Below are 26,897 nucleotides of genomic sequence, written 5' to 3' on the forward strand. Positions count from 1 at the left end.
ACGTAATTCGGGTTTATGATGCCGGACGGCAGAATAATAGAAGTCCCCCCAGGGATGACCTCGACCCCTTACGGAGCGCGCAATGCAGACTTTGTACCCGCAGATCAAACCCCACGCCCGGCACGATCTGGCCGTCGATGAAACTCACACGCTGTATGTCGACGAAAGCGGTTCACCGGAAGGTTTGCCGGTTGTGTTTATCCACGGCGGCCCCGGCGCCGGGTGTGATGCCCAGAGCCGCCGGTACTTCGATCCGAACCTGTATCGCATTGTCACCTTCGACCAGCGCGGTTGCGGTCGCTCCACGCCCCACGCCAATCTGGAAAACAACACCACCTGGGATCTGGTCGCCGACCTTGAGCGGATTCGCAAACACCTGGGCATCGATAAATGGGTGTTGTTCGGCGGTTCCTGGGGTTCGACGCTGGCCCTGGCCTACGCGCAAACCCACCCGGAGCGTGTGCACGGTCTGATCCTGCGCGGGATTTTTCTCTGCCGACCGCAGGAAATCGAGTGGTTCTACCAGGCGGGCGCCAGCCGTCTGTTCCCCGACTACTGGCAGGACTACATCGCGCCGATCCCGATGGACGAGCGCGACGACTTGCTCACCGCTTTCCACAAGCGCCTGATCGGCAACGATCAGATCGCCCAGATGCACGCGGCCAAGGCCTGGTCCACCTGGGAAGGCCGGACCGCGACCTTGCGTCCGAACCCGCTGGTGGTCGATCGTTTCTCCGAGCCACAGCGCGCGTTGTCCATCGCCCGCATCGAATGCCACTACTTCACCAACAACGCATTCCTGGAACCGAACCAGCTGATCCGCGACATGGGCAAGATCGCCCATCTGCCGGGCGTGATCGTCCACGGTCGCTACGACGTGATCTGTCCGCTGGATAACGCCTGGGAATTGCACCAGAACTGGCCAAACAGTGAGTTGCAGGTGATCCGTGACGCCGGCCACGCGGCGTCCGAACCGGGCATCACCGATGCACTGGTACGCGCCGCTGATCTGATGGCTCGGCGCTTGCTCGACCTGCCGCCCGAAGAAGCATGAAAGGCCTGCTGCAACGCGTGCGTGGCGCGCGAGTCGAGGTAGCAGGGGAAGTGGTTGGCGCCATCGATCAGGGGTTGTTGGTCCTGGTGGCCGTCGAGCCCGAGGATACTCGGGCCAGCGCCGACAAACTTCTGAATAAACTGCTTAACTATCGAGTGTTCAGCGACGCCGAGGGCAAGATGAATCTGTCCCTGGCGGATGTCGGTGGTGGGCTGCTGCTGGTCTCTCAGTTCACCCTGGCCGCCGACACCAAAAGCGGATTGCGCCCGAGTTTTTCGACTGCTGCCCCTCCGGCCCTGGGCGAAGAACTCTTCGACTATCTATTAGCCAAAGCGAAACAGGTGCATGGCACTGTGGCATCAGGTAGATTCGGCGCGGATATGCAGGTGCACCTGGTCAATGATGGCCCGGTAACCTTCCTTTTACAGACCTGAAAGCGCTTGAAACATCTTTTTAAGCACTTTTCGACTGAAAACAGGGGTTTTTCGCGAGAAATACTTTGTTAGCCCTGATGCGTTGTAACGCGGCCTACTAGATAATCGCGCGCTACGGGGATCAGCGTTCGTTGGTCCGTTTTTGACTTAGGTAGAGACTTGTCCTGGACCGATTGGGGAATCATTTAGCCCCACCGGAGTCGGAACAATGCTCGCCAACTTGGCAAGAGTGGTCCGTAAGGTCGGTTTTTCCATGCCGCACACCTCACAGGCCCTTTAACTGGCCGTTGGTTTTTTGATCTGTTTTCGGCGAGGGTTGCTCGTGATTGTTAGTCCCTGTAATGCACCAAAATTGACTGCCACACGGTTCCGAAGCGCTCTGGTAGCGGGCTCTGCTCTGCTCTGCCTGCTCAGCGCCGGCCAGCTTTGGGCATTCAGTCTGGATGATGTGTCGGTCAAGGCAAAAGAGCTGGCCGGGCAGAAATTCGAAGCTCCGCGCAGTAACCTGCCGAACGAATTCCGCGAGATGAAATTCGCCGACTATCAGAAAATTCGTTTCCGCACCGAAAAAGCCGAATGGGCCGATCAGAAAACCCCGTTCAAGCTTTCGTTCTATCACCAGGGCATGCACTTCGATACGCCGGTGAAAATCAACGAAATCACGGCTAACACCGTCGAAGAGATCAAATACGACCCAAGTCGTTTCGACTTCGGCGACGTGCAGTTCGATCCTAAGGCCACCGAACAACTGGGTTATGCCGGTTTCCGTGTGCTTTACCCGATCAACAAGGCCGACAAGCAAGACGAAATCATGACCATGCTCGGCGCGAGTTACTTCCGCGTTGTCGGCAAGGGTCACACTTATGGCTTGTCCGCTCGCGGCATGGCCATCGATACCGCGTTGCCGTCCGGCGAAGAATTCCCGCGTTTCACCGAGTTCTGGATTCAACAGCCAAAACCGGGCGACAAGCACCTGGTGATCTTCGCCCTGCTGGATTCGCCACGCGCGACCGGCGCGTATCGCCTGACCCTGCGTCCAGGCAGCGACACCATTGTCGACGTCAAGGCCCGGATGTTCCTGCGTGACAAGGTCACCAAGCTTGGCGTGGCGCCACTGACCAGCATGTTCCTGTTCGGTGCCAACCAGCCGTCGAAAGTGCTCAACTACCGTCGCGAGCTGCACGATTCCAGCGGTCTGTCGATCCATGCCGGCAACGGCGAGTGGATCTGGCGCCCGCTGAACAACCCGAAACACCTGGCGGTGAGCAACTTCTCCATAGAAAACCCGCGCGGCTTCGGCTTGCTGCAACGTGGCCGTGACTTCAGCCACTATGAAGACCTCGACGACCGCTACGACAAGCGCCCAAGTGCCTGGATCGAGCCAAAAGGCGATTGGGGCAAGGGTTCTGTAGACCTGGTGGAAATTCCGACCGCCGACGAAACCAACGACAACATCGTTGCGTTCTGGAGCCCGGAAAAACTGCCTGAGCCTGGCCAGCCGCTGGACGTTGCCTACCGCATGCACTGGACCATCGACGAAGCCGCCCTTCACGCACCGGACAGCGCCTGGGTGCAACAGACCCTGCGTTCCACGGGTGACGTGAAACAGTCCAACCTGATCCGTCAGCCAGACGGCAGCGTTGCCTACCTGGTCGACTTCGAAGGCCCGTCCCTTGCGGCATTGCCGGAAACGGCCGACGTGCGCAGTCAGGTCAGCGTCGGCGAGAATGCCGAACTGGTCGAGAACAGCGTGCGTTACAACCCTGAAACCAAGGGCTGGCGCCTGACCCTGCGGATGAAAATCAAGGATCCGGGCAAACCGACCGAGATGCGTGCTGCACTGGTCGAGAACATCGTGCCTGCCGATCTGGCCAAGTCGACAATTCCGGCGTCTAATTCTTCTGTAGCCAAGGCTGACAAGGTGGCTGCCAAGCAACAAGAGAAGATGGACAAAGACGTCAAGCAAGCTGAAGCCAAGCAGCAGGCCGACGCCAAGCCAGTCGCGGACACCAAGAACAAGGACAACAAGGACAACAATGACGCCAAGCAGCCAGTCGCTGCGGACGCGGTCCCAGCCACACCGGAATCGGCGGCGACTGAAGAAGTCCTGACCGAGACCTGGAGCTACCAGTTGCCTGCCGATGAGTAATTCACACGTACAACCAGAGACTCTTGCCGAGTATCTGGCGCATTTACCGATGACCGACCAGCAGCGCGCGGAACTCGCGGGCTGCAAGTCTTTCAGCGAACTGCACGAGCGTCTGTCGTCTTCGACGTTTGACGCGCCGACCGAGGTCGCCCAGGCGTCGGTTGGCAAGCGCTTGACCCTGAGCACTGCCGAAGAGCTGCAAGACGCCGAAATGCTGGTGCTCGACGCCAGCGGTCGCGTCTGCCTGCGAGCGACCCCGCCGATTCGTCGGACCAAGGTCGTGCCGGAGCCGTGGCGCACCAACATTCTGGTGCGTGGCTGGCGTCGTCTGACCGGTCGCACCAATCCGCCGGCTCCGCCGAAGGATGAACGCGTGTTGCCGGCGGCTCGCTGGCGCACCGTGGGTTCGATCCGCCGCTACATTCTGTTGGTCCTGATGCTCGGCCAGACCATCGTGGCCGGCTGGTACATGAAAGGCATCATGCCGTACCAGGGCTGGTCGTTCGTCGACCTCAACGAAGTGCTGCATCAACCGCTGACCCAGACGGCCACGCAAGTGCTGCCGTATGCACTGCAAACCAGCATCCTGATTCTGTTCGGGATTCTGTTCTGCTGGGTGTCGGCCGGTTTCTGGACCGCGCTGATGGGCTTCCTCGAGTTGCTCACCGGCCACGATAAATACCGTATCTCCGGCAAAAGCGCCGGCAACGAGCCGATTGCCAAGGACGCACGCACCGCACTGGTGATGCCGATCTGCAACGAGGACGTGCCGCGGGTATTCGCTGGTCTGCGGGCGACTTTCGAGTCGGTGGCGGCCACCGGTGACCTGGATCGCTTCGACTTCTTCGTCCTCAGTGACAGTAACGATGCCGATATCTGTGTCGCCGAGCAGCAGGCCTGGCTCGACGTCTGCCGTGAAGCCAAAGGCTTCGGCAAGATCTTCTATCGCCGCCGTCGCCGTCGGGTAAAACGCAAAAGCGGCAACCTCGACGACTTCTGCCGTCGTTGGGGCGGTGACTACAAGTACATGGTTGTGCTCGACGCGGACTCCGTGATGAGCGGCGATTGCCTGACCAGTCTGGTGCGCTTGATGGAAGCCACACCGGACGCCGGGATCATCCAGACCGCGCCACGTGCGTCGGGCATGGACACGCTGTATGCGCGCATGCAGCAGTTTGCGACCCGCGTTTACGGTCCGCTGTTTACCGCCGGTCTGCACTTCTGGCAGTTGGGCGAATCCCACTACTGGGGCCACAACGCGATCATCCGCATGAAGCCGTTCATCGAGCACTGCGCCCTGGCGCCGTTGCCCGGTAAAGGCGCCTTCGCCGGTGCGATTCTGTCCCACGACTTTGTTGAAGCAGCGCTGATGCGCCGTGCCGGCTGGGGCGTGTGGATTGCCTACGACTTGCCGGGCAGCTACGAAGAACTGCCGCCGAACCTGCTGGACGAACTCAAGCGTGACCGTCGCTGGTGCCACGGCAACCTGATGAACTTCCGGCTGTTCCTGGTCAAGGGCATGCACCCGGTGCATCGCGCGGTGTTCCTGACCGGCGTGATGTCTTACCTGTCGGCGCCGTTGTGGTTCTTCTTCCTGGTGCTGTCGACGGCGCTGCTGGCGGTCAACACCCTGATGGAGCCGCAGTACTTCCTGGAACCGCGTCAGCTCTATCCGTTGTGGCCGCAATGGCACCCGGACAAGGCGATTGCGCTGTTCTCGACTACCGTCGTGCTGCTGTTCCTGCCGAAGCTGTTGAGCATCATCCTGATCTGGGCCAAGGGCGCGAAAGAGTTCGGTGGCAAGTTCAAGGTGACGCTGTCGATGCTGCTGGAGATGCTGTTCTCCATGCTGCTGGCGCCGGTGCGGATGATTTTCCACACGCGTTTCGTGCTCGCCGCGTTCCTTGGCTGGGCCGCGACCTGGAACTCGCCGCAACGTGACGACGACTCCACGCCATGGAGCGAGGCGGTCAAGCGTCACGGTCCGCAAACCTTGCTGGGCTTCTTCTGGGCCTTGCTGGTGATCTGGCTGAACCCGAGCTTCCTGTGGTGGCTGGTGCCGATCGTCGGTTCGCTGATGCTGTCGATTCCGGTGTCGGTGATCTCCAGCCGTGTCGGTCTGGGCCTCAAGTCCCGTGACGAGAGCCTGTTCCTGATTCCCGAGGAATACAATCCGCCACAGGCGTTGCTGGCGACTGATCAGTACACCCACGAAAACCGTTGGCATGCGCTGAAAGACGGTTTCATCCGAGCGGTGGTCGACCCACAGCAGAACGCGTTGGCGTGTTCGCTGGCGACGTCCCGTCACGGTCAGGCCGAGCCGATCGAGTGGCTGCGTATCGAGCGGGTTCGTCATGCGCTGAAAGTCGGGCCTGATGGGCTGACCAACAACGAGCGTGTGGCCCTGTTGAGTGACCCGGTGGCATTGGGTCGCCTGCACGAGCAGATCTGGAACGAAAGCCACCCTGATTGGCTGGAAGCGTGGCGTAAATCGGTGAAGGCCGATCCCCATGCGCCGCTGTTGCCGCTCAAGCCATTGAGCGTGCAGCCTCAGTTGGCATAACGAAAAACCCCGCGAAAGCGGGGTTTTTTTTGATCGCGCGGGCGCAACAAATCCTGCCTAAACCCTTGTGCAAACGGGCGAGTACGTTAGCATCCGTCCCCGAATTGGCGCGCCCGGACAATTTTCTGTTCGTAACTGTCGGTTTTCCAAGGAAAACCGCTGTTTGCGCGCCTCATAACACAATGGTTTTGGGGACATGATGATGAAGAAGTATCTCTCGATGCTGCTGGTCGGCGTCACGGCGTGGGTTGCCGCCAGCACGGCGCAGGCCGGTGCCATCGATGACGCGGTCAAGCGCGGCACGCTGAAAGTCGGCATGGACCCGACCTACATGCCGTTCGAGATGACCAACAAGCGCGGTGAGATCATCGGCTTCGAAGTCGACATCCTCAAAGCGATGGCCAAGGCCATGGGCGTCAAGCTGGAGCTGGTGTCCACCGGTTACGACGGCATCATCCCGGCCCTGCTCACCGACAAGTTCGACATGATTGGCAGCGGCATGACCCTGACCCAGGAACGCAACCTGCGCCTGAACTTCAGCGAACCGTTCATCGTGGTCGGCCAGACGCTGCTGATCCGCAAGGAGCTGGAAGGCACCATCAAGTCCTATAAAGACCTGAACACCGCTGACTATCGCATCACCTCCAAGCTCGGCACCACCGGCGAGATGGTCGCCAAAAAGCTCATCTCCAAAGCCAAATACCACGGCTACGACAACGAGCAGGAAGCCGTGCTCGACGTGGTCAACGGCAAGGCCGATGCCTTCATCTACGACGCACCCTACAACGTCGTGGCCGTGAACAAGGCCGGTGCCGGCAAACTGGTGTTCCTCGACAAGCCGTTCACCTATGAGCCTTTGGCCTTCGGTCTGAAGAAAGGTGACTACGACAGCATCAACTTCATCAACAACTTCCTGCACCAGATCCACGAAGACGGCACCTACGATCGCATTCATGACAAGTGGTTTAAAGACACCGCTTGGCTGAAGGACATGGAATAAGGCCCGGTCAGATAGACCGCGCCGCTCCCTTCGCGGGCAAGCTCGCTCCTACAGGAGAATGCATTCCCCTGTAGGAGCGAGGCTTGCCCGCGAAGACGGCCTCCCAGGCAATACAGAATCCGGAACCTGCAAATCCCAATGAAACAGAAAAAAGCCCAATGGCCGTGGCACGTCTTAACCGTGCTGGTGCTGATCGGCCTGGCCGGCGCGTTGTACTACGCCACCTCGCTGATGTCCTACGAATGGCGCTGGAACCGCGTGCCGCAATACTTCGCCTACCACGCCGAAGAATCCCAGCGCGCCGCCGACATCTCCACCGTCAGCGAACTGGTGCGCAAGGGCGATAAAGCCGAAGTCACCCTGCGCAACGATGCCGGCGATGAGCAACACCTGGTCGTCGACGACAACAGCCTGCAAGTCGCCCAGGGCGATGACGTGGCCGAAGGCGACGTGATTGGCGTGACCCGCCATTGGGCGGCCGGACCACTGTTATGGGGCCTTTGGACCACCTTGTGGTTGTCCGTAGTGTCGGGCGTGCTCGGCTTGCTGATCGGCCTCGCCACGGGGCTGTGCCGTCTATCGAACAACCCGACCCTGCGCGACCTTTCGACCATTTACGTCGAACTGGTGCGCGGCACGCCGTTGCTGGTGCAGATATTCATCTTCTACTTCTTCATCGGCACCGTGATGAACCTGTCCCGGGAATTCGCCGGGATCGCCGCGCTGTCGCTGTTCACCGGCGCCTACGTCGCCGAGATCATCCGTTCGGGCGTGCAGTCGATCGCCCGTGGCCAAAACGAAGCCGCGCGCTCCCTGGGTTTGAGCGCTGGCCAGTCGATGCGCCACGTGGTGCTGCCGCAAGCCTTGAAGCGCGTGCTGCCACCGCTGGCCGGGCAGTTCATCAGTCTGGTCAAGGACACCTCGCTGGTGTCGGTGATCGCGATTACCGAACTGCTGAAAAGCGGTCGTGAAGTCATCACCACCTCGTTCTCGCCGTTCGAAATCCTGTTCTGCGTGGCCGGGCTGTATTTGTTGATCAACCTGCCGCTGTCGAAAATCGCCAGCCGGCTTGAGCGGAGGCTCGCGCAAAGTGATTGAAGTCCGCGATCTGGTAAAAGTCTTCGACACCCGTGGCCACGTGGTTCGCGCGGTGGATAACGTCACCACGCACGTGGCCAAGGGCGAAGTGCTGGTGGTGATCGGTCCGTCCGGATCCGGCAAATCGACCTTCCTGCGCTGCCTCAACGGCCTGGAAGAGTTCGATTCGGGCTCGGTGAGCATCGATGGCCTGCAATTGGCCGACCCGAAAACCGACGTCAATGCCTACCGCCGCGAAGTCGGCATGGTGTTCCAGCACTTCAACCTGTTCCCGCACATGACCGTGCTGGAAAACCTTTGCCTGGCGCAGAAAGTCGTGCGCAAGCGCGGCAAGAAGGAGCGTGAGGCCAAGGCCTTGGCATTGCTGGAGAAGGTCGGCATTGCGCAGAAGGCCAATGAATTCCCATCGCGCCTGTCCGGTGGTCAGCAGCAGCGCGTGGCGATTGCCCGGGCGCTGGCGATGGAACCGAAGGTCATGCTGTTCGATGAGCCGACTTCGGCGCTCGACCCGGAAATGGTCGGCGAAGTGCTGGACGTGATGAAAACCCTGGCCGTGGAAGGCATGACCATGGTGTGCGTCACCCATGAAATGGGTTTTGCGCGCGAAGTGGCGGATCGGGTGCTGTTCTTCGATCACGGCAAATTGCTGGAGGACGCCTCGCCAGCGGAGTTCTTCGATGCACCGAAGGATCCGCGGGCGCAGGCGTTTTTACGGCAGGTGTTGTAATTTCAGCGTCTGTTAGATTGCCTTCGCGAGCAAGCCCGCTCCCACATTTGACCGAGTTTTTGTCCAGCGACTCGGTCAAATGTGGAAGCGGGCTTGCTCGCGAAGGCATCACCCCGGTGTCCCAAGCGAACCTGCATCACCTCAAACCTTGAACCGCCCCACCAACATTTGCAGATGCGTCCCCAACCGCGCCAGCTCAACGCTGGACGCCGCCGTCTCTTCACTCGCCGCCGAAGTCTGCTCGGACACGTCACGCACGTTCAGCACGCTCCGGTTGATCTCTTCGGCCACCGCGCTCTGCTGCTCGGCCGCCGCTGCAATCTGCTGGTTCATCGACTGGATCGCTGACACGGTGCGAGTGATGCTTTCCAGCGAGCCGCCCGCGCGGCGGGTCAATTCGACACTGCTGTCGGTCAGGCTACGGCTGTTGTCCATGATGGTTGCGACTTGTTGTGTACCGGTTTGCAGGCCGACGATCAGCTCTTCGATTTCTTCGGTGGATTTCTGGGTGCGTTGAGCGAGGCTGCGGACCTCGTCGGCGACCACTGCAAAACCACGTCCGGCCTCACCGGCACGAGCAGCTTCGATCGCCGCGTTGAGCGCCAGCAGGTTGGTTTGCTGGGCCACGGACTTGATCACGTCGAGCACGCTGCCGATCTTGTCGCTTTCGCGCTTGAGGTGGCTCATGGCTTCGGTGGAATTGCCGACTTCCAGGGCCAGGCGTTCGATCTGGGCGATGGCTTCGCCGACCACTTTGTCACCTTCGCGGGCCTGCTGGTCGGCGGCGAGGGCCGCTTCTGAGGCTTCTTCGGCGTTGCGCGCAACTTCCTGCACGGTGGCGGTCATTTCATTCATTGCGGTGGCCACCTGGTCGGTTTCGACCTTCTGGCTGTTGACCCCGGCGCTGGTCTGCTCGGTGACCGCCGACAGTTCTTCGGCGGCGCTGGCGATTTGCGTGACGCCGTCGCTGATGCCGCCGATCAACTCGCGCAGGCCCAGGGTCATGCTCTGCATGGCGCGCTGAAGCTGACCGAGTTCGTCCTGGCGCTTGGAAATGAGGTTGTGGGTCAGGTCGCCGGCCGCGACGCGCTCAGCCACTTTAAGAGTCTGGCTCAGCGGGATCACGATCTGGCGGGTGATGGCCCAGGCGGCGAAAATGCCAAAGGCCAGCGCCAGAGCGGTGGCCAACAGCAGCATATTCTTGGCTTGCGCGGCGTCTGTGTCGCGGACGATGGTTTGCGAGGCTGTCAGCTTTTTGCTGACGGTGAACAGGATCTCGCCTTGCTCGGCCATGCGTTTGAGTGCGGCGGTGCTGGCCACCTGGGAGTCGCGGTACTGGCTGACGGCGGCGCGGTAGGCTTTCAGCGAGTCGGTGGCTTGTTGCAGGTTGGCGATGTGCTGTTCCGGCAATTTGGACGGCAGGCTCTCGAGGTTTTTCAAGGCGTTGTCGATGGCGTCCAGCGCGGGTTGCTCGGCCTCGGGCTTGCCGCTGTAGGTGTAGCCGCGCACCTGGAAGCGCGCTTGCTGGATCAGTTTGCTCAGGTCGATCACGCTGTTGAAATCGGCGACGCTGTCACCCTGCAGCAAGGACTTTTCGACTTCAGCCACGCGCGCCACGGCGTTATCGGCGGTGGCGCCGAGTTTGCTGCGGGCGTCTTCGCGGTTGGCGCCGGCCTGGGTCAGGGCGCTGAAGGCTTGTTTGTACTGACTGACGGCGGCGAGTTGCTGGTCGATCATCGCCACATCGGCCGGTTGTTCGATCAGCGTGCGCGCGGTCTTGAGGCCGGTGTCGAGTTGGCCGAGCAGATCATTGACGGCCCCCGGGCCTTGTTCGCCACGGCGCATGTCATAGTCCATCCGGGCCATGCGCAGGTCTTTGGTCAGCTCATTGAGGCTGGCGATGAACCCGAGCTTGTCTCCACGACTCACCACGCCACTCAGGCCGGTCCAGCCGGTGAAGGTGATCAACAACGTCAACAGCAGCACCAGACCGAAGCCGACGCTCAATTTGCGGTTAACGCTGACGTTCCCCAGTTTCTCGGCTAGCCATTGGTACATGCTGCAACTCCCCAGGACCACTCGTAGGTTTTATGGGGACTGTATCGGCAGGACGCCAGGAATCTGTAGGAGCGAGCTGGCTCGCGATGGGCGTTAACGATGATGTGGGCTGCCTGAATGCGCGCGGCGGCTTCGCGTTTTTCGCGAGCAAGCTCGCTCCTACAGGGAGTGTGTTGTTAGAAGAGGCGGGCGAGCAGTGCGGTGACGGCGGTTTCGACGCGCAGGATGCGCTCGCCGAGTTGCACCGGTTGCAGGCCGGACTTGCCCAGCAGGTCGATTTCGTAAGGGATCCAGCCGCCTTCGGGGCCGATGGCCAGGGTCACCGGCTCGTCCAGGCCACGAGGGCAGGGCGGGTAGTTGCCGGGATGGCCGACCAGGCCGAGGGTGCCTTCGGTAATCGCCGGCAGACGGTCTTCCACGAACGGCTTGAAGCGTTTCTCGATGACAATCTCGGGCAGCACGCTGTCTCGGGCCTGTTCGAGGCCGAGGATCAGTTGCTCACGAATCGCCTCGGGCTCCAGGAACGGGGTTTGCCAGAAGCTCTTCTCGACGCGATAGCTGTTCACCAGGACGATACGCGGCACACCCATGGCCGCGACGGTCTGAAACACCCTGCGGAGCATTTTCGGCCGTGGCAGGGCCAACACCAGGGTCAGCGGCAGCTTGGCCGGTGGTGGTTGATCGAGGATGACCCGCAACTCCGCCTCATCGGCATCCAGGCGCAGCACCTCGGCCGAACCCATCAGGCCACCGATGCGCCCGACGCGCAGGCTGTCACCGACTTCGCAGCGATGAACTTCCTGCATGTGCGTCAACCGGCGATCACGCAGGATTACCCGGTCGGCCGCAATGAAATCGGCTTCTTCGAGGAGCAGCAGGTTCACGGCTGGGTCGCTGGCGGCTGGTCGTTGTGATCGTCAGCCGGCTGGTCGTCCGGGTGCTCGCCACGCTTGCTGATCAGGCCGCCAAACAGGATGCCGATCTCGAACAGCAGCCACATCGGTACAGCCAGCAATGTCTGCGAGAAGATGTCCGGCGGTGTCAGGATCATGCCAACCACGAAGCAGCCGATGACCACGTACGGGCGGATCTTCTTCAGGTATTTGACGTCAACCACGCCGATCCACACCAGCAGCACCACGGCCACCGGGATCTCGAACGCAACGCCGAAGGCGAAAAACAGCGTCATGACGAAATCGAGGTAACTGGTGATGTCGGTCATCATCTCCACGCCGGCCGGGGTGGCGGCGGCGAAGAACTTGAAGATCAACGGGAACACCAGGTAATAGGCGAACGCCATGCCGGTGTAGAACAGCAGGATGCTGGACATCAGCAACGGCACTGCGATGCGCTTCTCGTGCTTGTACAGGCCCGGCGCGATGAAGCCCCAGATCTGGTGCAGGATCACCGGGATCGCCAGGAACAGCGACACCATCATCGTCAGCTTCAGCGGCGTCAGGAACGGCGACGACACGTCGGTGGCGATCATCGTCGCGCCCGCCGGCAGGTACTGGCGCAGCGGCGTGGAGACGAAGGTGTAGATCTGCTGGGTGAACGCGAACAACCCGGCGAAGATGATGAAGATCGCCGCTACACAGCGCAGCAGACGGGTACGCAACTCGGTGAGGTGCGAAACCAGCGGCATGTGCTGGTCGTTTTCGGGGAGATCGCTCATGGGGCTCGCGGCGGCAGTGTGGGGTCATGAGGGGCCGGCGCAACTGGCGCAGCCGCAGGTGTAACAGGTTCAACCGGGGGCGCTGCAACAACGGGCGCAGGTTCAACAGTCGCTGCAACAGGTGCAGGTGCAGCGGTGGCCGGAGCGTGAATCGTCTGCTCCGCCACGTGTTCAACCGGTGTCGGCTCCTGCTGAGTCGGCGTGAAGATCTTCCGCGCCTCCTGCTCAAGCGACAGAATGTGCTCGTTGTGCAGTTGCCGACGAATCTCGTCGGCACCGATTTCACGCTCAACTTCCTGTTTGATCGCGTTGAAGCTGCGCTTCAACCGCCCGACCCACAGGCCAGCGGTGCGCGCAGCACCCGGCAGACGCTCGGGGCCCAGCACCAGCAGGGCAACGAGGCCGACGAGCAGCAGTTCAGAGAAGCTGATACCAAACATTAGTCAGTGCTCACACGTCTTTGCGGATCGGCTCTTCGACTTTTTGCGCCTGCACGTCGATGGTGTGCGGCTGGTTCACGGACTGCGTGGTCTGTGGCTGAACCGGTGGAACCGGTTGTGCCGGGGTCACTGTTGGATCAGCCGGTTTTTCGTCATCGTTCATGGCTTTTTTGAAGCCCTTGATCGACTCGCCGACGTCAGTGCCGAGGTTTTTCAGTTTCTTGGTGCCGAACACCAGTACGACAACAACCAGGATGACGATCCAGTGTTTCCAGTCAAAAATGCCCATGTTGCTGCTCCTCTCTAATAGTTGTTCAGGCGGACGGGCGCGAGGCTTTCTCGGCGTGTCCGGACAGACCGAAGCGACGGTCCAGTTCATCGAGTACAGCCTGAGGATGCTGCCCCAGTTGGGCGAGCATGACCATGCTGTGGAACCACAAATCGGCGGTTTCGTAGATCACATCGCTGCAGTCGCCGCTGATGGCGGCGTCTTTGGCGGCAATGATGGTTTCGACCGACTCTTCGCCGACTTTTTCCAGAATCTTGTTCAAGCCCTTGTGGTACAGGCTGGCGACATACGAGCTGTCGGCGGCGGCGCCTTTGCGCTCTTCCAGCACTTGAGCCAGACGGGTCAGAGTGTCACTCATGTTTGTGTCCTGCGGAATAGATGGCGTGCGGATCTTTCAGGACCGGGTCGACGGTTGTCCAGTCGCCGTTCTCGAAGACGCGGTAGAAACAGCTCTGGCGGCCGGTATGGCAGGCGATGTCGCCGATCTGCTCGACCATCAGGATGATCACGTCGGCGTCGCAGTCCAGGCGCATCTCATGCAGGGTCTGCACGTGGCCGGACTCTTCGCCCTTGCGCCACAGCTTGCCACGCGAGCGTGACCAGTAAATGGCGCGGTTCTCGGCAGCGGTCAGTTCCAGTGCTTCGCGGTTCATCCAGGCCATCATCAGGACGCGCCCGGTCTTGTAGTCCTGGGCAATCGCGGGCACCAGGCCATCGGCGTCCCACTTGATTTCGTCCAGCCAGTTTTTCATCTTCGACTCCGACAGCGGGCCCGACACTTCATTAGTCGGGCAGGCGTTGAAACAGTGTGCCAGCGTGCGGGAGCTCTGGCTATCGGCGAACGACCAGATACAAACCGACGGCCACCATGATCCCGGCCGGCCAATGGCCCAGTTCGTTCAGCGGCCCACCCGCCGCGAGTATCGTGCCGCCGGCCAGGTGCGCACAACCGAGCAGTCGCAGCAGCCAGTCGTCCTTGCGTCGATGCCACGGTGGTGGCGGATCATTGGCATGCGGCTGCGACATGCGTTCGAGCAGGTCGCGGGCCATGTTGGCCAGGTGCGGCAGTTGTTCGATCTGGCTCTGCACGTTGCCGAGCAAGGCTTTGGGGCTGACGCGCTCGCGCATCCAGCGTTCGAGGAACGGCTGGGCGGTGTTCCACAGATCGAGGTCCGGGTACAGCTGACGGCCCAGGCCTTCGATGTTCAACAGGGTTTTTTGCAGCAGAACCAGCTGCGGCTGCACTTCCATGTTGAAGCGCCGAGCGGTCTGGAACAGGCGCATCAGCACTTGGCCGAAGGAAATATCTTTTAACGGTTTTTCGAAAATCGGCTCGCAAACAGTCCGAATGGCCGCTTCGAATTCGTTGAGTTTGGTTTCCGCCGGCACCCAGCCCGAATCGATGTGCAACTGCGCCACGCGGCGGTAGTCACGCTTGAAGAAGGCGAACAGGTTGCGCGCCAGGTAATCCTGGTCTTCCGGGGTCAGGCTGCCGACGATCCCGCAGTCGATCGCAATGTATTGCGGGCTCCACGGGTTGACGGTGCTGACGAAGATGTTGCCCGGGTGCATGTCGGCGTGGAAGAAACTGTCGCGGAACACCTGGGTGAAGAATATCTCCACGCCGCGTTCGGCGAGCATTTTCATGTCGGTACGCTGGTCGGCCAGGGTTGCCAGGTCAGTGACCTGAATCCCGTAGATACGCTCCATCACCAGCACTTTCGGCCGGCACCAGTCCCAATAGACTTGCGGTACATAGAGCAGATCAGAGCCATCGAAGTTGCGCTTCAACTGGCTGGCGTTCGCCGCCTCGCGCAGCAGATCGAGTTCGTCATAGATGGTTTTTTCGTAGTCCTGGACCACGTCCACCGGGTGCAGCAGACGCGCATCGGCCGAGAGCTTTTCGGCGGCGCGGGCAAGGATGAACAGCCACGCCAGGTCCTGGGCGATGATGGGTTTCAGACCCGGGCGAATCACTTTAACGACCACTTCTTCGCCGGTTTTCAGTTGCGCGGCATGCACCTGCGCCACCGAGGCCGAGGCCAGCGGTTCGACGTCGAAGCGGCTGAACACTTCGCTGATCTTTTTGCCGAGCTGCTCTTCGATCAGCTTGATCGACACTTGCGAGTCAAACGGCGGCACGCGGTCCTGCAGCTTCATCAGCTCGTCGGCGATGTCTTCCGGCAGCAGGTCGCGCCGGGTCGACAGAATCTGTCCGAACTTGATGAAAATCGGTCCCAGGTCCTGCAACGCCAGGCGCAATCGCGCGCCTCGGCTCAGGTCCAGCGTCTTGCGCGGGAACCAGCGCCACGGCAAGGCGTAGCGCAGCGCCAGTAAAAACCAGGGCAGTGGCAGGGCGAACAAAAGGTCATCGAGGCGGTAGCGGATCACAACGCGCTGGATGCGCAACAAACGGCGGACGGCAAGCAGCTTCATGCGTTATCGCTTGGGTCGAGGGATCGGGAAAGGCGCTCGAAACGCGCCTCAAGACGTTCCAGATCGAGTTTGATCTGGTCCAGTTCGCTGAAGCGGGCTTCGGCTTCGCGCTGACCGACGAGGGTGCGCGATTCTTCGGCCAGGTATTCGCCGAGGTTCTGATTCAGGCTGGCGAACCCTTGCTGATACCAGCGTGCGCGGCTGCGCAGGTGGCCGCCGAGCAGGTGTGTGGCGACCGGCCCGAGCCAGCGCGAGAGTTCGTACTCCCAGTCCAGCTCAAGGTCCTGAAGGATCGCGGCCAGTTCCAGCAGCACGCCGCTGTCGCCGTCGAGTTCGACTTGCGGAGCATGCAGGACCGACGTCTTGTCCTTGCTCATCGCCAGTTTCAACAGGCTTGAGGCCGGTGCACGCAAGGTGCAGTCAGCGCCGGTTTCCCAATGGGACGCGAGCATCAGGCCTTCATCGCTGGGCAGAATGAACACTTGCAGCGCCGGGCTGCGGCAATCGACGGCAATCACCTTGCCGCTCAAATGCGCCAGCCGCGGCAGCGCCGTGCTGTCGAGACGCAGCACCCGGTTCAGACCGGTTTCGACGCTGGCGAGCAGGCCGGCCAGCAACATCAGGGTTTGATGCCGCGGTGCAAGGCGACGATGCCTGCGGTCATGTTGTGGTAGGTCACGCGGTCGAAACCGGCCTCGACCATCATCGACTTCAGGGTTTCCTGATTCGGGTGCATGCGGATCGATTCGGCCAGGTAGCGATAGCTTTCCGAGTCGTTGGTGATCAGCTTGCCCATCAGGGGCATGAAGGCGAACGAGTAGGCGTCGTAGGCTTTGGACATCAGCGCGTTGGTCGGCTTGGAGAACTCCAGCACCAACAGGCGCCCACCCGGTTTCAGCACGCGCAGCATCGAGCGCAGGGCGTCTTCTTTATGGGTGACGTTGCGCAGGCCGAAGGCGATGGTCACGCAGTCGAAATGGTTGTCCGGGAACGGCAGCTTTTCCGCGTCGGCCTGGACGAACTCGACATTGCCGGCCACACCCAGGTCCAGCAGGCGATCGCGACCGACCTTGAGCATGGACTCGTTGATGTCGGCCAACACCACCTGGCCGGTCGGGCCAACGAGGTGCGAGAATTTTTTGGTCAGGTCGCCAGTGCCGCCAGCGATATCCAGCACGCGGTTACCGGTGCGCACGCCCGACAGTTCGATCGCGAAACGCTTCCACAGACGGTGCATGCCGCCCGACAGGAGGTCGTTCATCAAGTCGTACTTGGCGGCTACCGAGTGGAAAACCTCAGCGACTTTTTCCGCTTTTTGGCTTTCCGGAACGTTTTTGAAACCGAAGTGAGTGGTGGGTTCGGCATCGCTGCCTTTGCGCTGATCAGTCATATCGCTGTCACCAGAAGAGAATGCGGGACATTCTAATCCCGGTGGCCTGCTTTGTCTTGGCAAGGCTGCAGGTAAGATAGGTAACCGCCGGGACGTTTTGCCGCAGCAGCGGTCAAGATGCTTCAGGAAAGTATTCATAAAGCAGGAGTCATTCGATGGCCCGTATTAGTGTTGAACGTGCCCATGGCCTGGGCAAGGAAGCGGCCCGCGAGAAGGCCGACCAGTTGGCGCAGAAACTGTCCGAGCAATATGGCCTGGAGCCGCAGTGGTCCGGCGACACCCTGAACCTCAAGCGCTCCGGTGTGAAAGGCGCGGTGCACGTCAGTGACGATTCGATCCGCGTCGATGTGGAGTTGGGGCTGATGATGTCGGCCATGAGCGGCATGATCAAAGCGGAAATCGAGAAGGCGCTGGATAAAGCGTTGGTGTGATGGCGGAAAGATCGCAGCCTCGTTGCACTCGACAGCTCCTACAGGGTGTACGCCACCGCCCTCTGTAGGAGCTGTCGAGTGCAACGAGGCTGCGATCTTTTCCACCGATTCATGTCAGTTGTTAGGGTGCCGTTTCTAATTATTCTCACTACTTTGTGCCTGAGCCCGACACTTTCGCGGGCAGTTCCTCAAACCTTCTGCGCGTGAGGTGCACCATGGCCAAAGTTATTTTGAAGAAAAAAATCGACGCTTCGACAACTGCTCTGAGCGACGTCAAATCCTATGCCCGCAAGATCTGGCTGGCAGGCCTGGGTGCCTACGCCAAGGTCGGCCAAGAGGGTAGCGAGTACTTTCAAGAGCTCGTAAAGGCCGGTCAAACTGTTGAAAGCAAAGGCAAAAAAGCAGTTGCCGCGAAGCTTGAAGCAGCGAATGCCGAGATCGATGAAGCCAAGACTGAAGTGAGCACTTTCAAAGGTAAGGTCGAACTTCAACTCGACAAGGTCGAGAAGGCTTTTGACTCGCGTGTCGCAAGTACCTTGAATCGTATCGGCATTCCGTCTAAACATGACGTTGAGACACTCTCTGCCAAGCTCGATGAGCTGACGGCATTGCTCGAACGCGTCGCGCGTAAATCTTAAGGAGAACGGGATGGCTGGTAAAAAGACAACTGACAAAGAAGGCAGCTCGTGGATCGGGAAGGTCGAAGACTACTCCCGCAAAATCTGGCTGGCTGGTTTAGGCGTGTACTCGAAGATCGACACTGACGGCAGCAAACTCTTCGATACATTGGTTAAAGACGGCGAGAAAGCCGAGAAGCTCACCAAGAGCGCCGTGGGCAAGAAAGTTGATGCTGCCAAGGACTCTGCCTCGTCGGCCAAGTCGCGCATCACTGGCGTGAAAGATCGTGCGCTGGGCAAGTGGGATGAGTTGGAAGGTGCTTTCGACAAGCGCCTGAACAGCGCCATTTCGCGCATGGGCGTTCCGAGCCGCAACGAAGTGAAAGCGCTGCACAGCAAGGTCGATACCCTGACCAAGCAAATTGAAAAACTCACCGGTGCCAAGGTGGCGCCTGTTGCGGCGAAAACCGCGGCGGCCAAACCTGCAGCGGCTAAAACCGCTGCCAAACCACTGGCCAAGGCTGCCGCTAAACCGGCTGCCAAACCAGCGGCTAAAACCGCAGCAGCCAAGCCTGCAGCAGCCAAGGCAGCGGCCAAACCGGTTGCGGCAAAAGCAGCGGCTAAACCTGCTGCCAAGCCAGCCGCTAAAACCGCAGCAGCCAAACCTGCAGCCAAGCCAGCAGCCAAACCTGCTGCAGCGAAGAAGCCGGCCGTGAAAAAACCGGCAGCGCCGAAAGCCGCCGCGCCAAAACCAGCAGTGGCTGCCGCCAAACCGGCAACCCCGGTAACGCCAGTCAGCACTTCGAACTCTGCTGCCGCACCGACCCCTGCTGCAACCCCGACTGCCGCGCCGACTCCATCGACGCCAACCAGTCAGTCCTGATTTTCAGGGCTCAAGAAAACGCCCGGCCTGCAAAGGTCGGGCGTTTTTGTTTGTGCTCGGTTCAATGAACAGCGCATTCCCCTGTGGGAGCGGGCTTGCTCGCGAAGAGGCCATCACATTCGACATTGATGTTGGCTGACACTCCGCTTTCGCGAGCAAGCCCGCTCCCACAATTGTTTCGCGTATAACCCGAAATTTCGTTAGTCGTGCTCTTCGAGGTATTGCATCGCCATCTGCTCGGTCGCTACCTTGATCGGTGGCAACAGGTGCGGCGCCACCAGCATCATGATCTGGTACACCACCAACCTCACCTCGCCTTCACGATCGAGAATCCGCTGATAGTCCAGCGAGAACAGCAGCGTCATGGTGATCTGCTCCACCAGTTGCCCCAACGCCTGGGTGTCGCTGACCAATTGCCCCTGAGCCTTCAATCGCGCCAGTAACGACGCCAGCGTGCGCTTCAACGCGTTCAGCAGGTTGCGAATGCCCTTGGCCAGTTTCGGCAGGCGTCCGGCAAGGTTCGACAAATCCTGGAACAGAAACCGGTAGTGGGCCAGGCGCTCGACGATCAAATGCAGGAACAGCCAGTAATCTTCCGGTGCCAGTTCCACATCGGCGGGTGGGTCGAGCAGGGGTGTCAGTTCGGCCTGGAAGCGTTCGAACAGCCCGAGGATCAGCGGCTCCTTGCCGTGGAAGTGGTAGTAGAGGTTGCCCGGGCTGATGCCCATTTCGTTGGCAACTTCCATGGTGGAGACGTTCGGTTCGCCCTTCTGATTGAACAACTGCAGGGCACATTCGAGGATGCGGTCGCGGGTTTTCATCCAGTCTTCTTAATGATCATGCCAGGCCAACCTGTGGGAGCGAGCCGGCTCGCGATGGACATCCAGGCTGCGCGGGTAATCAGGCAGCCCGCGTAATCGTTAACGGCCATCGCGAGCCGGCTCGCGCACAGGGTTGGATACGGCGTTCAAGGTTCAGCGCACACGCACGTAGGTACCGGGTGCAGCTTCCATCGGTGGATAGTTCTGGTTGCCAAGGGCCATGTGGGTTTCTTTCAGCGCGCCCGAGCGTTCCTTGATCCAGCTCATCCATTCGGTCCACCAACTGCCGTCGGTTTGCTTGGCGTCGTAATACCAGGCTCGCGGGTCGCTGCTCAGCTTGGTGCTTTCGACGTAGTTGGCTTTCGGATTCGAGGGCGGGTTGAGAATGCTCTGTACATGCCCGCTGTTGGACAGCACGAAGCGCCGCTCGCCACCCAGCAGCAGCGTCGAGCGATACACCGCGTCCCACGGGGTGATGTGGTCGTTGATGCCGGCCACGCTGAAACTGTCGACCGTGACTTTCTGCAAGTCGATCGGTGTGCCGCACACTTCAAGCCCGCCCGGATGACTCAGCGGGTTGTGCTTGAAGAAGTCCAGCAGGTCGCCGTGCAAGGCGGCCGGCAGGCGCGTGTTGTCGTTGTTCCAGTACAGAATGTCGAATGCCGGCGGCTCCTTGCCCAACAGGTAGTTATTGACGAAGTAGCTCCAGATCAAATCGTTGGGGCGCATCCAGGCGAACACCTTGGCCATGTCGCGACCGTCCAGCACCCCCTTCTGATAGGAGCGACGCTTGGCCGCTTCGAGGGTCTGCTCGTCGGCGAAGAGGGTGGCCGGCGTGTCCATCTGACTATCGAGCAGGCTCACCAGATAGGTGGCGCTGGAGACGCGACGCAGTTGCCGCTTCGCCTGCAAGTGGCCTTGCAGCGCGGCAATGGTCAGCCCGCCAGCGCAGGCGCCCATCAGGTTGACCTCGCGGGCACCGGTGATCGCCCGGCAGACATTCATCGCTTCTTCCACGGCTTCAACGTAGGTCGACAGCCCCCATTCGCGATGTCGCACGTCCGGGTTGCGCCAGCTGATCATGAAGGTTTGCAGGCCGTTCTTCAGGGCGAACTGGACGAAGCTGTTGTGCGGGCTCAGGTCAAAAATGTAGTACTTGTTGATCTGTGGCGGCACCACCAGCAGCGGTTTGGAATACTGCTTTTCGCTCATGGGCTTGTACTGGATCAGCTCCAGCAGCTCATTGCGAAACACCACGGAGCCGGTGGTGGTGGCGACGGTTTTACCGACCTCGAACGCTTGCTTGGTGACCTGCCTGGGCAAGCCATCGTTGTGCAGGAAATCGTCGACCAGGTGGCTGATGCCGCGCACCAGGCTGTTGCCGCCGGAGTTGAAGATTTCCTTGATCGCCAGCGGATTGAGCAGGCTGTTGGACGGCGCCATGGCGTCGTTGAGCAAGGCGAAAGCGAAGTGCGCGCGGGCGCGGTCGTCCGGGCTCATGTTGCTTTCGTCGATCCAGTGTTTGACCTGCTTCTGCCAGCTCAGGTAGGCCTGCAAGCTGCGGCGATAGAACGGGTTGAGGCTCCACGCCGGGTCGGCAAAACGACTGTCCTGCGGGTTGGTCGGGTGCAGGGTTTCACCCAGCAGCACGCGCCCCAGTTGACCGCCCAGTTTCAAGGCGTGTCGGGCGGTGTGCACCGGGTTGCGCAAACCATGGGCTGCCACGCTGCGCAGGGTCGAAAACAGATCCCGGCCACGCAGGCCGGTAATCGCACTCTGCGCGTTAATGAACGCGGCGGGAGTGGGCAGAAATTCCCTCGCTGGTTTTTCGCGCATGAATCAACACTCCTTCGTCTTCAGGCCAAATACAGATACACCGAACCAGAACACCATAGACGCTGTTACGGGTTGTTGCGCGGCGCGGCGTCCTGCCGACCACTTTTCATCAACAAAAGGCCGGTTAACCGCCCAATGGTGCCGGATGCGGGTGCATCACCGCGCGCTGCCGCTCTTCCTCGAGGAACTTCATGATGATCGGTGCGACCGCTTCGGCACGGGTAATCAGGAACAGATGCCCGTCATCGATGATGTGCAACTGGGCATTGGGAATCCGCCAGGCGAGCAAGCGCATATTCACCAACGGGATCAGCGGATCGTCGTCGCCGGCCAGCACCAGGGTCGGCTGGTGGATCTTGTGCAGCCAGTGAATGCTGGTCCAGCCGAGGCCGGCGAACAGCTGCCAGTAGTAACCGAGCTTGCCCGCCGAGCGGACCTTCGCCGCATGGCTGGCGGCCAAGGTGGGATCGCGGCGGAACGCGCCGCCGTAGATCATCGGCGCAATGCGGATCACATGCGACGGCTGGATATAGCGTCGCGGGCTGGCCATCATCCACAGCACTTTGGGTTTGCCCGGCACCATCACCGCGCCCGCCGCCGTGGCGGCCAGCACCAGTTTCTTGCAACGTTCGGGATAGTCATACGCGAACTGCTGGGCGAGGGCGCCGCCCCAGGACACGCCGATCACGTTGACTTGTCCGTAGTCGAGATAATCAAGCATCCGCGCCGTGAGTTTCGCCAGGCCCGGAAAACGATACGGCCGATTCGGCGTCGATGAGCCGCCGACACCGGGTACATCGAACGCGATGACTTCCAGGTCCGGGTCCAGCGCCGCGACGAACGGAAACACCAGCTCCAGGTTGGCGCCGATGCCGTTGAAAATCAGCAAGGGTGTCAAGTGAGGCTTGCCGGGGCGTACCGCCGTGCGGAGGGTCTGGCCATCCAGGTCGACGGTACGAAAAATGAACGGTTGCGGCATGCTTCAAGCCCTGTGGGTTAATTCGTCCCCGATCCCTCTGTAGGAGCTGAGCTTGCTCGCGAAGGCGGTGGGTCAGTCAACGTTGATGTCGACTGACCCGCCGCCTTCGCGAGCAAGCTCAGCTCCTACAGGAGGCGGGGTGTGTCGGTTACCGCTCGTGTACGTAGGTGCCCGGTGCCGCTTCGCCGGCGGGATAGGCCTTGCTGCCCAGCGTGGTCGGGGACTTCTTCAGCTTGCCCGAACGCTCGGCCTGCCATGCCTGCCAGTGCAGCCACCAGGAGTCGGTGTGCTTGGTGGAGTTTTCTTGCCAGTCCTCGGCCTTGACCGGCATTTCGGTGCTGGTCATGTAGCGCGATTTAGGATTGCCCGGCGGGTTCAGAATGCTCTGGATATGCCCGCTGCTGGACAGCACGAACTCGACCTTGCCACCGAACAGTTGCGCCGACTTGTAGCAGGACTTCCACGGGGTGATGTGGTCGTTGGTGCCGGCCAGGGAAAAGATGTCGGCCGTGACCTGCTTGAGGTCGATGGGCGTGCCGCACACTTCCAGTGCATCGGGGCGGATCAGTGGGTTGCTTTTGAACATTTCGATCAGGTCGCCGTGGAAGGCGGCGGGCAAGCGTGTGGTGTCGTTGTTCCAGAACAGGATGTCGAAAACCGGCGGCTCGTTGCCGAGCAGGTAGTTGTTGACCCAGTAGTTCCAGATCAGGTCGTTGGGGCGCATCCAGGCAAAGACTTTCGCCATGTCTCGACCCTCCAGCACACCGGCCTGGTAAGAATGGCGCTTGGCGGACTCGAGCGTCTGCTCGTCGACGAACAGAGCCACGTCGCTGTCCAGGGTGGTGTCCAGCACGCTGACCAGCAAGGTGAGGGCGTTGACCTTGTTCTCGCCGATCGCCGCGTAGTGGCCCAACAGAGCGGTGCAGGTGATGCCGCCGGAGCAGGCGCCGAGCATGTTCACGTCTTTGCTGCCGGTGATCGCCATGACCACGTCGACCGCTTCCTTGAGCGCTTCGATGTAGGTCGACAGGCCCCACTCGCGCTGTTCCTTGGTCGGGTTGCGCCAGCTGACAATGAAGGTCTGTACGTTATTGCGCAGGCAGAAACGCGCCAGGCTCTTGTCCGGGCTCAGGTCGAATACGTAGAACTTGTTGATCTGCGGCGGCACCACCAGCAGTGGGCGCTCGTGCACCTGCTCGGTGCTCGGCCGGTACTGGATCAGCTCCAGCACGTCGTTGCGGAACACCACGGCACCTTCGGTCACGCCCAGGCTCTTGCCCACCTCGAACGCGCCCATGTTGACCTGGCTCGGCATGCCGCCGTTGTGCACCAGGTCCTTGGCCAGATGCGAGAGGCCATCGAGCAGGCTTTTGCCGCCGGTTTCAAAGAAGCGTTTGACCGCCGCCGGGTTGGCCGCAGTGTTGGTCGGGGCCATGGCTTCGGTCATGAGGTTGATCACGAAATGCCCGCGACTGACATCCTTGGGCGGCAGATTACTGTCGTCGATCCAGTCGTGGAGCTCCTTGCGCCACGCCAGGTAAGTTTGCAAATAACGTTTGTAGAGCGGGTTCTGGCTCCAGGCCGGATCGGCAAAGCGACGGTCATCGCTGGTCGGTTGAAGCTCGGATTTTCCGAACAACACATTCTTCAGTTCAAGACCGAAATGAGCGACATGCTTGGCGCTGTGAATCGGTTGCCTGATGGCCTGCCTCAGCACCATACGAGCGGAAGCCAGTAGATCTTTTCCACGCAGCCCAACGACAGGATTCAGCCCCAAGGTGTTTTCCGAGGCTTGATACTTCAAGTCATCGTTATTCTTGTTACTCATCTACGACGCTCCATTGTCCTGAGACGAGTACCGGGTCCAACTGTGCAGTCACACAGCCAAGGCCAGGTACTACTACTCGGGTGACCGTTAATTCTGCATCGCTGCTTTTTATCGCAGAGAGCACTGCAGGGAACTTGCCAGTTCCATTGGTTACCCGAGTTTAATTTTTTTCGCAAGCAGGCCAATCAACGGCCCTGAAGCGGAGCATTCAAACAGATGGAATTAGAAAATGCCCTCTAATGAGCAAGAGGGCTGGATTAGAGCATCAGCTTGACGACTGATTCGTTCGGATCGCGGGTTTTTCCGGCGGCTTTGAGCTCGGCAAGATAATCGTTCCAGAGGTCCTCTTGGCGCACGCCCAACTGGTACAGATATTCCCAGGTGAACAGGCCGCTGTCGTGGCCGTCGTCGAAGGTCAACTTCAGTGCGTACTGACCGGCCGGTTCGACCTTGGTCAGGCCTACGCCGATCTTGCCAAATTGCAGGATAGGTTTGCCGTGGCCCTGGACCTCGGCGGAAGGCGAGTGCACGCGCAGGAACTCGGCGGGCAGGTGATGTTCTTCACCGGACGCGTATTTCAGCGACAGGGTTTTCGAGGCTTTGTGCAGTTTGATGTCGGTGGGGAGTTGGGTCATGGCGTGAAGTCCGTAATGTGGTGGACCGCTGAACACCACGGTTCAAATGTGGGAGCGGGCTTGCTCGCGAAGGCGTCGGGTCAGTCAATATCAATATTGAATGATCAACCGCTTTCGCGAGCAAGCCCGCTCCCACAGGGTCCGTTATCTCTGTAAGTATGGCTTACAGGATATAACGGGACAGGTCTTCGTTCTGCGCCAATTCGCCCAGGTGGCTGTTGACGTAGTCGGCGTCGATCAGGATTGCCTTTTCGTCGTGCGCGCTGGCCAGGTCACCGGCACTGAACGACACCTCTTCGAGCAGGCGCTCAAGCAAGGTGTGCAGGCGACGGGCACCGATGTTCTCGGTCTTCTCGTTGACCTGCCAGGCGATCTCGGCAATGCGCTTGATCCCGTCCGGCTGGAACTCGATGGTCAAGCCTTCGGTTTTCAGCAAGGCGCAATACTGTTCGGTGAGCGACGCGTGCGGCTCGCTGAGAATGCGCTCGAAGTCTTCCGGCGTCAGTGCCTTCAGCTCGACACGAATCGGCAGACGACCTTGCAGCTCAGGCACCAGGTCACTCGGCTTGCTCAGGTGGAACGCGCCGGAGGCGATGAACAGGATGTGGTCGGTCTTGACCATGCCCAGCTTGGTGTTGACTGTGCAGCCTTCGATCAGCGGCAGCAAGTCGCGCTGTACGCCTTCACGGGACACGTCGACGCCACCGGAGTTGCCGCGCTTGGCGACTTTGTCGATTTCGTCGATGAACACGATACCGTGCTGCTCGACGGCTTCCAGGGCCTTGGCCTTCAGCTCTTCATCGTTGACCAGGCGGCTCGCTTCTTCATCGCGGACCAGCTTCAGCGCTTCCTTGACCTTGAGCTTGCGGCTCTTGCGTTTGCCCTTGCCCATGTTGGCGAACAGGCTCTGCAACTGGTTGGTCATTTCTTCCATGCCCGGTGGCGCGGAGATATCGACGCCGGCCACTTCGGCGACTTCGATTTCGATCTCCTTGTCATCCAGCTGACCTTCACGCAGGCGCTTGCGGAACAGCTGACGGGTGTTGGAATCGGTCGACGGGGCGTCTTCGTTGCTGAAGCCCATGCGTGCCGGTGGCAGCAAGGCGTCGAGGATGCGCTCTTCGGCGGCGTCTTCGGCGCGGTGGCGAACCTTGGTTATTTCCTGTTCGCGCAACAGCTTGATCGCAGCGTCGGCGAGGTCACGAATGATCGATTCGACGTCGCGGCCAACGTAGCCGACTTCGGTGAATTTGGTCGCTTCGACTTTGATGAACGGCGCATTGGCCAGTTTGGCCAGGCGACGGGCGATCTCGGTTTTACCGACACCGGTCGGGCCGATCATCAGGATGTTCTTGGGTGTGACTTCAACGCGCAGCTCTTCGGGCAGCTGCATCCGGCGCCAGCGGTTACGCAGCGCGATGGCGACGGCGCGCTTGGCATCGTCCTGGCCGATGATATGGCGATTGAGTTCGTGGACGATTTCACGGGGAGTCATGGACATAGTAATTGGCGGTCCTCAGGTAAAAGTGAGCCGTGGCGTGGTGGCCAAATCAG

The 26,897-nt window shown here is 60.4% G+C and carries 26 protein-coding genes and 1 pseudogene; 10 read left to right on the plus strand and 17 right to left on the minus strand.

Features of this window, described 5'->3' with window-relative positions:
- Positions 1-82 precede the first annotated feature (82 nt).
- From pip to ACIPL2_RS21605, 7 genes are all read left to right on the plus strand, one after another.
- Positions 83-1,054 carry a prolyl aminopeptidase gene (pip, locus tag ACIPL2_RS21575; protein ID WP_401359437.1) on the plus strand — a complete coding sequence of 324 codons (972 nt, stop codon included), beginning with the start codon at positions 83-85 and terminating at the stop codon, positions 1,052-1,054.
- The gene (gene dtd, locus ACIPL2_RS21580; RefSeq protein ID WP_401359440.1) at positions 1,051-1,488 is read left to right on the plus strand and encodes a D-aminoacyl-tRNA deacylase; all 438 of its coding nucleotides are present in this window, start codon (positions 1,051-1,053) and stop codon (positions 1,486-1,488) included. Before pip ends, dtd begins: the two co-directional genes overlap by 4 nt.
- Positions 1,489-1,810: 322 nt before the next feature.
- Positions 1,811-3,637 carry a glucan biosynthesis protein G gene (locus ACIPL2_RS21585; protein ID WP_401359443.1) on the plus strand — a complete coding sequence of 609 codons (1,827 nt, stop codon included), beginning with the start codon at positions 1,811-1,813 and terminating at the stop codon, positions 3,635-3,637.
- Entirely contained in the window at positions 3,630-6,200 is a 2,571-nt protein-coding gene (gene mdoH / locus ACIPL2_RS21590) for a glucans biosynthesis glucosyltransferase MdoH (protein ID WP_401359445.1), read from the plus strand. The genes ACIPL2_RS21585 and mdoH overlap by 8 nt, the downstream gene beginning before the upstream one ends.
- A 202-nt stretch (positions 6,201-6,402) precedes the next feature.
- The gene (locus ACIPL2_RS21595; RefSeq protein WP_401359447.1) at positions 6,403-7,200 is read left to right on the plus strand and encodes a transporter substrate-binding domain-containing protein; all 798 of its coding nucleotides are present in this window, start codon (positions 6,403-6,405) and stop codon (positions 7,198-7,200) included.
- A gap of 138 nt (positions 7,201-7,338) precedes the next feature.
- A complete protein-coding gene (locus ACIPL2_RS21600; protein WP_401359449.1) occupies positions 7,339-8,298 on the plus strand; it encodes an amino acid ABC transporter permease in 960 nt (319 codons plus the stop codon).
- The gene (locus tag ACIPL2_RS21605; protein WP_401359452.1) at positions 8,291-9,025 is read left to right on the plus strand and encodes an amino acid ABC transporter ATP-binding protein; all 735 of its coding nucleotides are present in this window, start codon (positions 8,291-8,293) and stop codon (positions 9,023-9,025) included. Before ACIPL2_RS21600 ends, ACIPL2_RS21605 begins: the two co-directional genes overlap by 8 nt.
- 141 nt (positions 9,026-9,166) lie before the next feature.
- Here the strand turns inward: ACIPL2_RS21605 and ACIPL2_RS21610 are convergent, their stop codons facing one another.
- The 11 genes and pseudogenes from ACIPL2_RS21610 to ubiE form a co-directional block, all read right to left on the minus strand.
- Positions 9,167-10,039: a methyl-accepting chemotaxis protein gene (locus ACIPL2_RS21610; RefSeq protein WP_401359632.1), complete on the minus strand. Its 873-nt coding sequence runs from the start codon at positions 10,037-10,039 to the stop codon at positions 9,167-9,169.
- Positions 10,025-11,083, minus strand: a pseudogene (locus ACIPL2_RS21615) (methyl-accepting chemotaxis protein); the annotation flags it as partial. The gene ACIPL2_RS21610 and the pseudogene ACIPL2_RS21615, both read right to left, overlap by 15 nt.
- A 176-nt stretch (positions 11,084-11,259) precedes the next feature.
- Positions 11,260-11,967: a 16S rRNA (uracil(1498)-N(3))-methyltransferase gene (locus ACIPL2_RS21620; RefSeq protein WP_401359454.1), complete on the minus strand. Its 708-nt coding sequence runs from the start codon at positions 11,965-11,967 to the stop codon at positions 11,260-11,262.
- Positions 11,964-12,758 carry a twin-arginine translocase subunit TatC gene (tatC, locus tag ACIPL2_RS21625; protein ID WP_401359457.1) on the minus strand — a complete coding sequence of 265 codons (795 nt, stop codon included), beginning with the start codon at positions 12,756-12,758 and terminating at the stop codon, positions 11,964-11,966. The genes ACIPL2_RS21620 and tatC overlap by 4 nt, the downstream gene beginning before the upstream one ends.
- Positions 12,755-13,198, minus strand: coding sequence for a Sec-independent protein translocase protein TatB (gene tatB / locus ACIPL2_RS21630; RefSeq protein ID WP_401359460.1), 444 nt, complete (start codon positions 13,196-13,198; stop codon positions 12,755-12,757). The genes tatC and tatB overlap by 4 nt, the downstream gene beginning before the upstream one ends.
- A 10-nt stretch (positions 13,199-13,208) precedes the next feature.
- Positions 13,209-13,487 (minus strand): twin-arginine translocase TatA/TatE family subunit, encoded by a 279-nt coding sequence (locus ACIPL2_RS21635; protein ID WP_010464483.1) that lies wholly within the window; start codon positions 13,485-13,487, stop codon positions 13,209-13,211.
- 25 nt (positions 13,488-13,512) lie between these two features.
- Entirely contained in the window at positions 13,513-13,845 is a 333-nt protein-coding gene (locus ACIPL2_RS21640) for a phosphoribosyl-ATP diphosphatase (RefSeq protein ID WP_007899279.1), read from the minus strand.
- Positions 13,838-14,239: a phosphoribosyl-AMP cyclohydrolase gene (gene hisI, locus ACIPL2_RS21645; RefSeq protein WP_401359463.1), complete on the minus strand. Its 402-nt coding sequence runs from the start codon at positions 14,237-14,239 to the stop codon at positions 13,838-13,840. Before hisI ends, ACIPL2_RS21640 begins: the two co-directional genes overlap by 8 nt.
- A 79-nt stretch (positions 14,240-14,318) precedes the next feature.
- Complete coding sequence (gene ubiB, locus ACIPL2_RS21650) at positions 14,319-15,923, minus strand: ubiquinone biosynthesis regulatory protein kinase UbiB (protein WP_401359465.1); 1,605 nt, start codon at positions 15,921-15,923, stop codon at positions 14,319-14,321.
- Entirely contained in the window at positions 15,920-16,543 is a 624-nt protein-coding gene (locus tag ACIPL2_RS21655; RefSeq protein ID WP_401359468.1) for an SCP2 domain-containing protein, read from the minus strand. The genes ubiB and ACIPL2_RS21655 overlap by 4 nt, the downstream gene beginning before the upstream one ends.
- On the minus strand, positions 16,543-17,313 hold the full coding sequence (gene ubiE, locus ACIPL2_RS21660; protein ID WP_007948968.1) for a bifunctional demethylmenaquinone methyltransferase/2-methoxy-6-polyprenyl-1,4-benzoquinol methylase UbiE: 771 nt from the start codon (positions 17,311-17,313) through the stop codon (positions 16,543-16,545). The genes ACIPL2_RS21655 and ubiE overlap by 1 nt, the downstream gene beginning before the upstream one ends.
- A gap of 155 nt (positions 17,314-17,468) precedes the next feature.
- Here ubiE and ACIPL2_RS21665 point away from each other — a divergent pair, with 155 nt between their 5' ends.
- From ACIPL2_RS21665 to ACIPL2_RS21675, 3 genes are all read left to right on the plus strand, one after another.
- Positions 17,469-17,744, plus strand: a complete 276-nt coding sequence (locus tag ACIPL2_RS21665) for a polyhydroxyalkanoic acid system family protein (RefSeq protein WP_401359470.1) — start codon at positions 17,469-17,471, stop codon at positions 17,742-17,744.
- A 215-nt stretch (positions 17,745-17,959) separates the two neighbouring features.
- Positions 17,960-18,382, plus strand: a complete 423-nt coding sequence (locus ACIPL2_RS21670; protein ID WP_401359472.1) for a phasin family protein — start codon at positions 17,960-17,962, stop codon at positions 18,380-18,382.
- A 10-nt stretch (positions 18,383-18,392) separates the two neighbouring features.
- Positions 18,393-19,244 (plus strand): phasin family protein, encoded by an 852-nt coding sequence (locus tag ACIPL2_RS21675; protein WP_401359475.1) that lies wholly within the window; start codon positions 18,393-18,395, stop codon positions 19,242-19,244.
- A 200-nt stretch (positions 19,245-19,444) separates the two neighbouring features.
- Here ACIPL2_RS21675 and ACIPL2_RS21680 read toward each other — a convergent pair whose 3' ends face one another.
- The 6 genes from ACIPL2_RS21680 to hslU form a co-directional block, all read right to left on the minus strand.
- Positions 19,445-20,065 carry a TetR/AcrR family transcriptional regulator gene (locus ACIPL2_RS21680; RefSeq protein WP_401359477.1) on the minus strand — a complete coding sequence of 207 codons (621 nt, stop codon included), beginning with the start codon at positions 20,063-20,065 and terminating at the stop codon, positions 19,445-19,447.
- 153 nt (positions 20,066-20,218) lie between these two features.
- Positions 20,219-21,901, minus strand: coding sequence for a class II poly(R)-hydroxyalkanoic acid synthase (phaC, locus tag ACIPL2_RS21685; protein WP_401359480.1), 1,683 nt, complete (start codon positions 21,899-21,901; stop codon positions 20,219-20,221).
- Between the two features lie 124 nt (positions 21,902-22,025).
- Positions 22,026-22,880, minus strand: a complete 855-nt coding sequence (gene phaZ, locus ACIPL2_RS21690; RefSeq protein ID WP_059406464.1) for a poly(3-hydroxyalkanoate) depolymerase — start codon at positions 22,878-22,880, stop codon at positions 22,026-22,028.
- A gap of 148 nt (positions 22,881-23,028) precedes the next feature.
- Positions 23,029-24,708, minus strand: coding sequence for a class II poly(R)-hydroxyalkanoic acid synthase (phaC, locus tag ACIPL2_RS21695; RefSeq protein WP_401359484.1), 1,680 nt, complete (start codon positions 24,706-24,708; stop codon positions 23,029-23,031).
- A gap of 257 nt (positions 24,709-24,965) precedes the next feature.
- Positions 24,966-25,343, minus strand: coding sequence for a gamma-butyrobetaine hydroxylase-like domain-containing protein (locus ACIPL2_RS21700; RefSeq protein WP_008025216.1), 378 nt, complete (start codon positions 25,341-25,343; stop codon positions 24,966-24,968).
- 163 nt (positions 25,344-25,506) lie between these two features.
- Positions 25,507-26,844 carry an ATP-dependent protease ATPase subunit HslU gene (gene hslU, locus ACIPL2_RS21705; protein ID WP_401359488.1) on the minus strand — a complete coding sequence of 446 codons (1,338 nt, stop codon included), beginning with the start codon at positions 26,842-26,844 and terminating at the stop codon, positions 25,507-25,509.
- Positions 26,845-26,897: the final 53 nt, after the last annotated feature.

Source organism: Pseudomonas sp. NPDC086251 (assembly GCF_044746405.1).
Taxonomy (GTDB): Bacteria; Pseudomonadota; Gammaproteobacteria; order Pseudomonadales; family Pseudomonadaceae; genus Aquipseudomonas.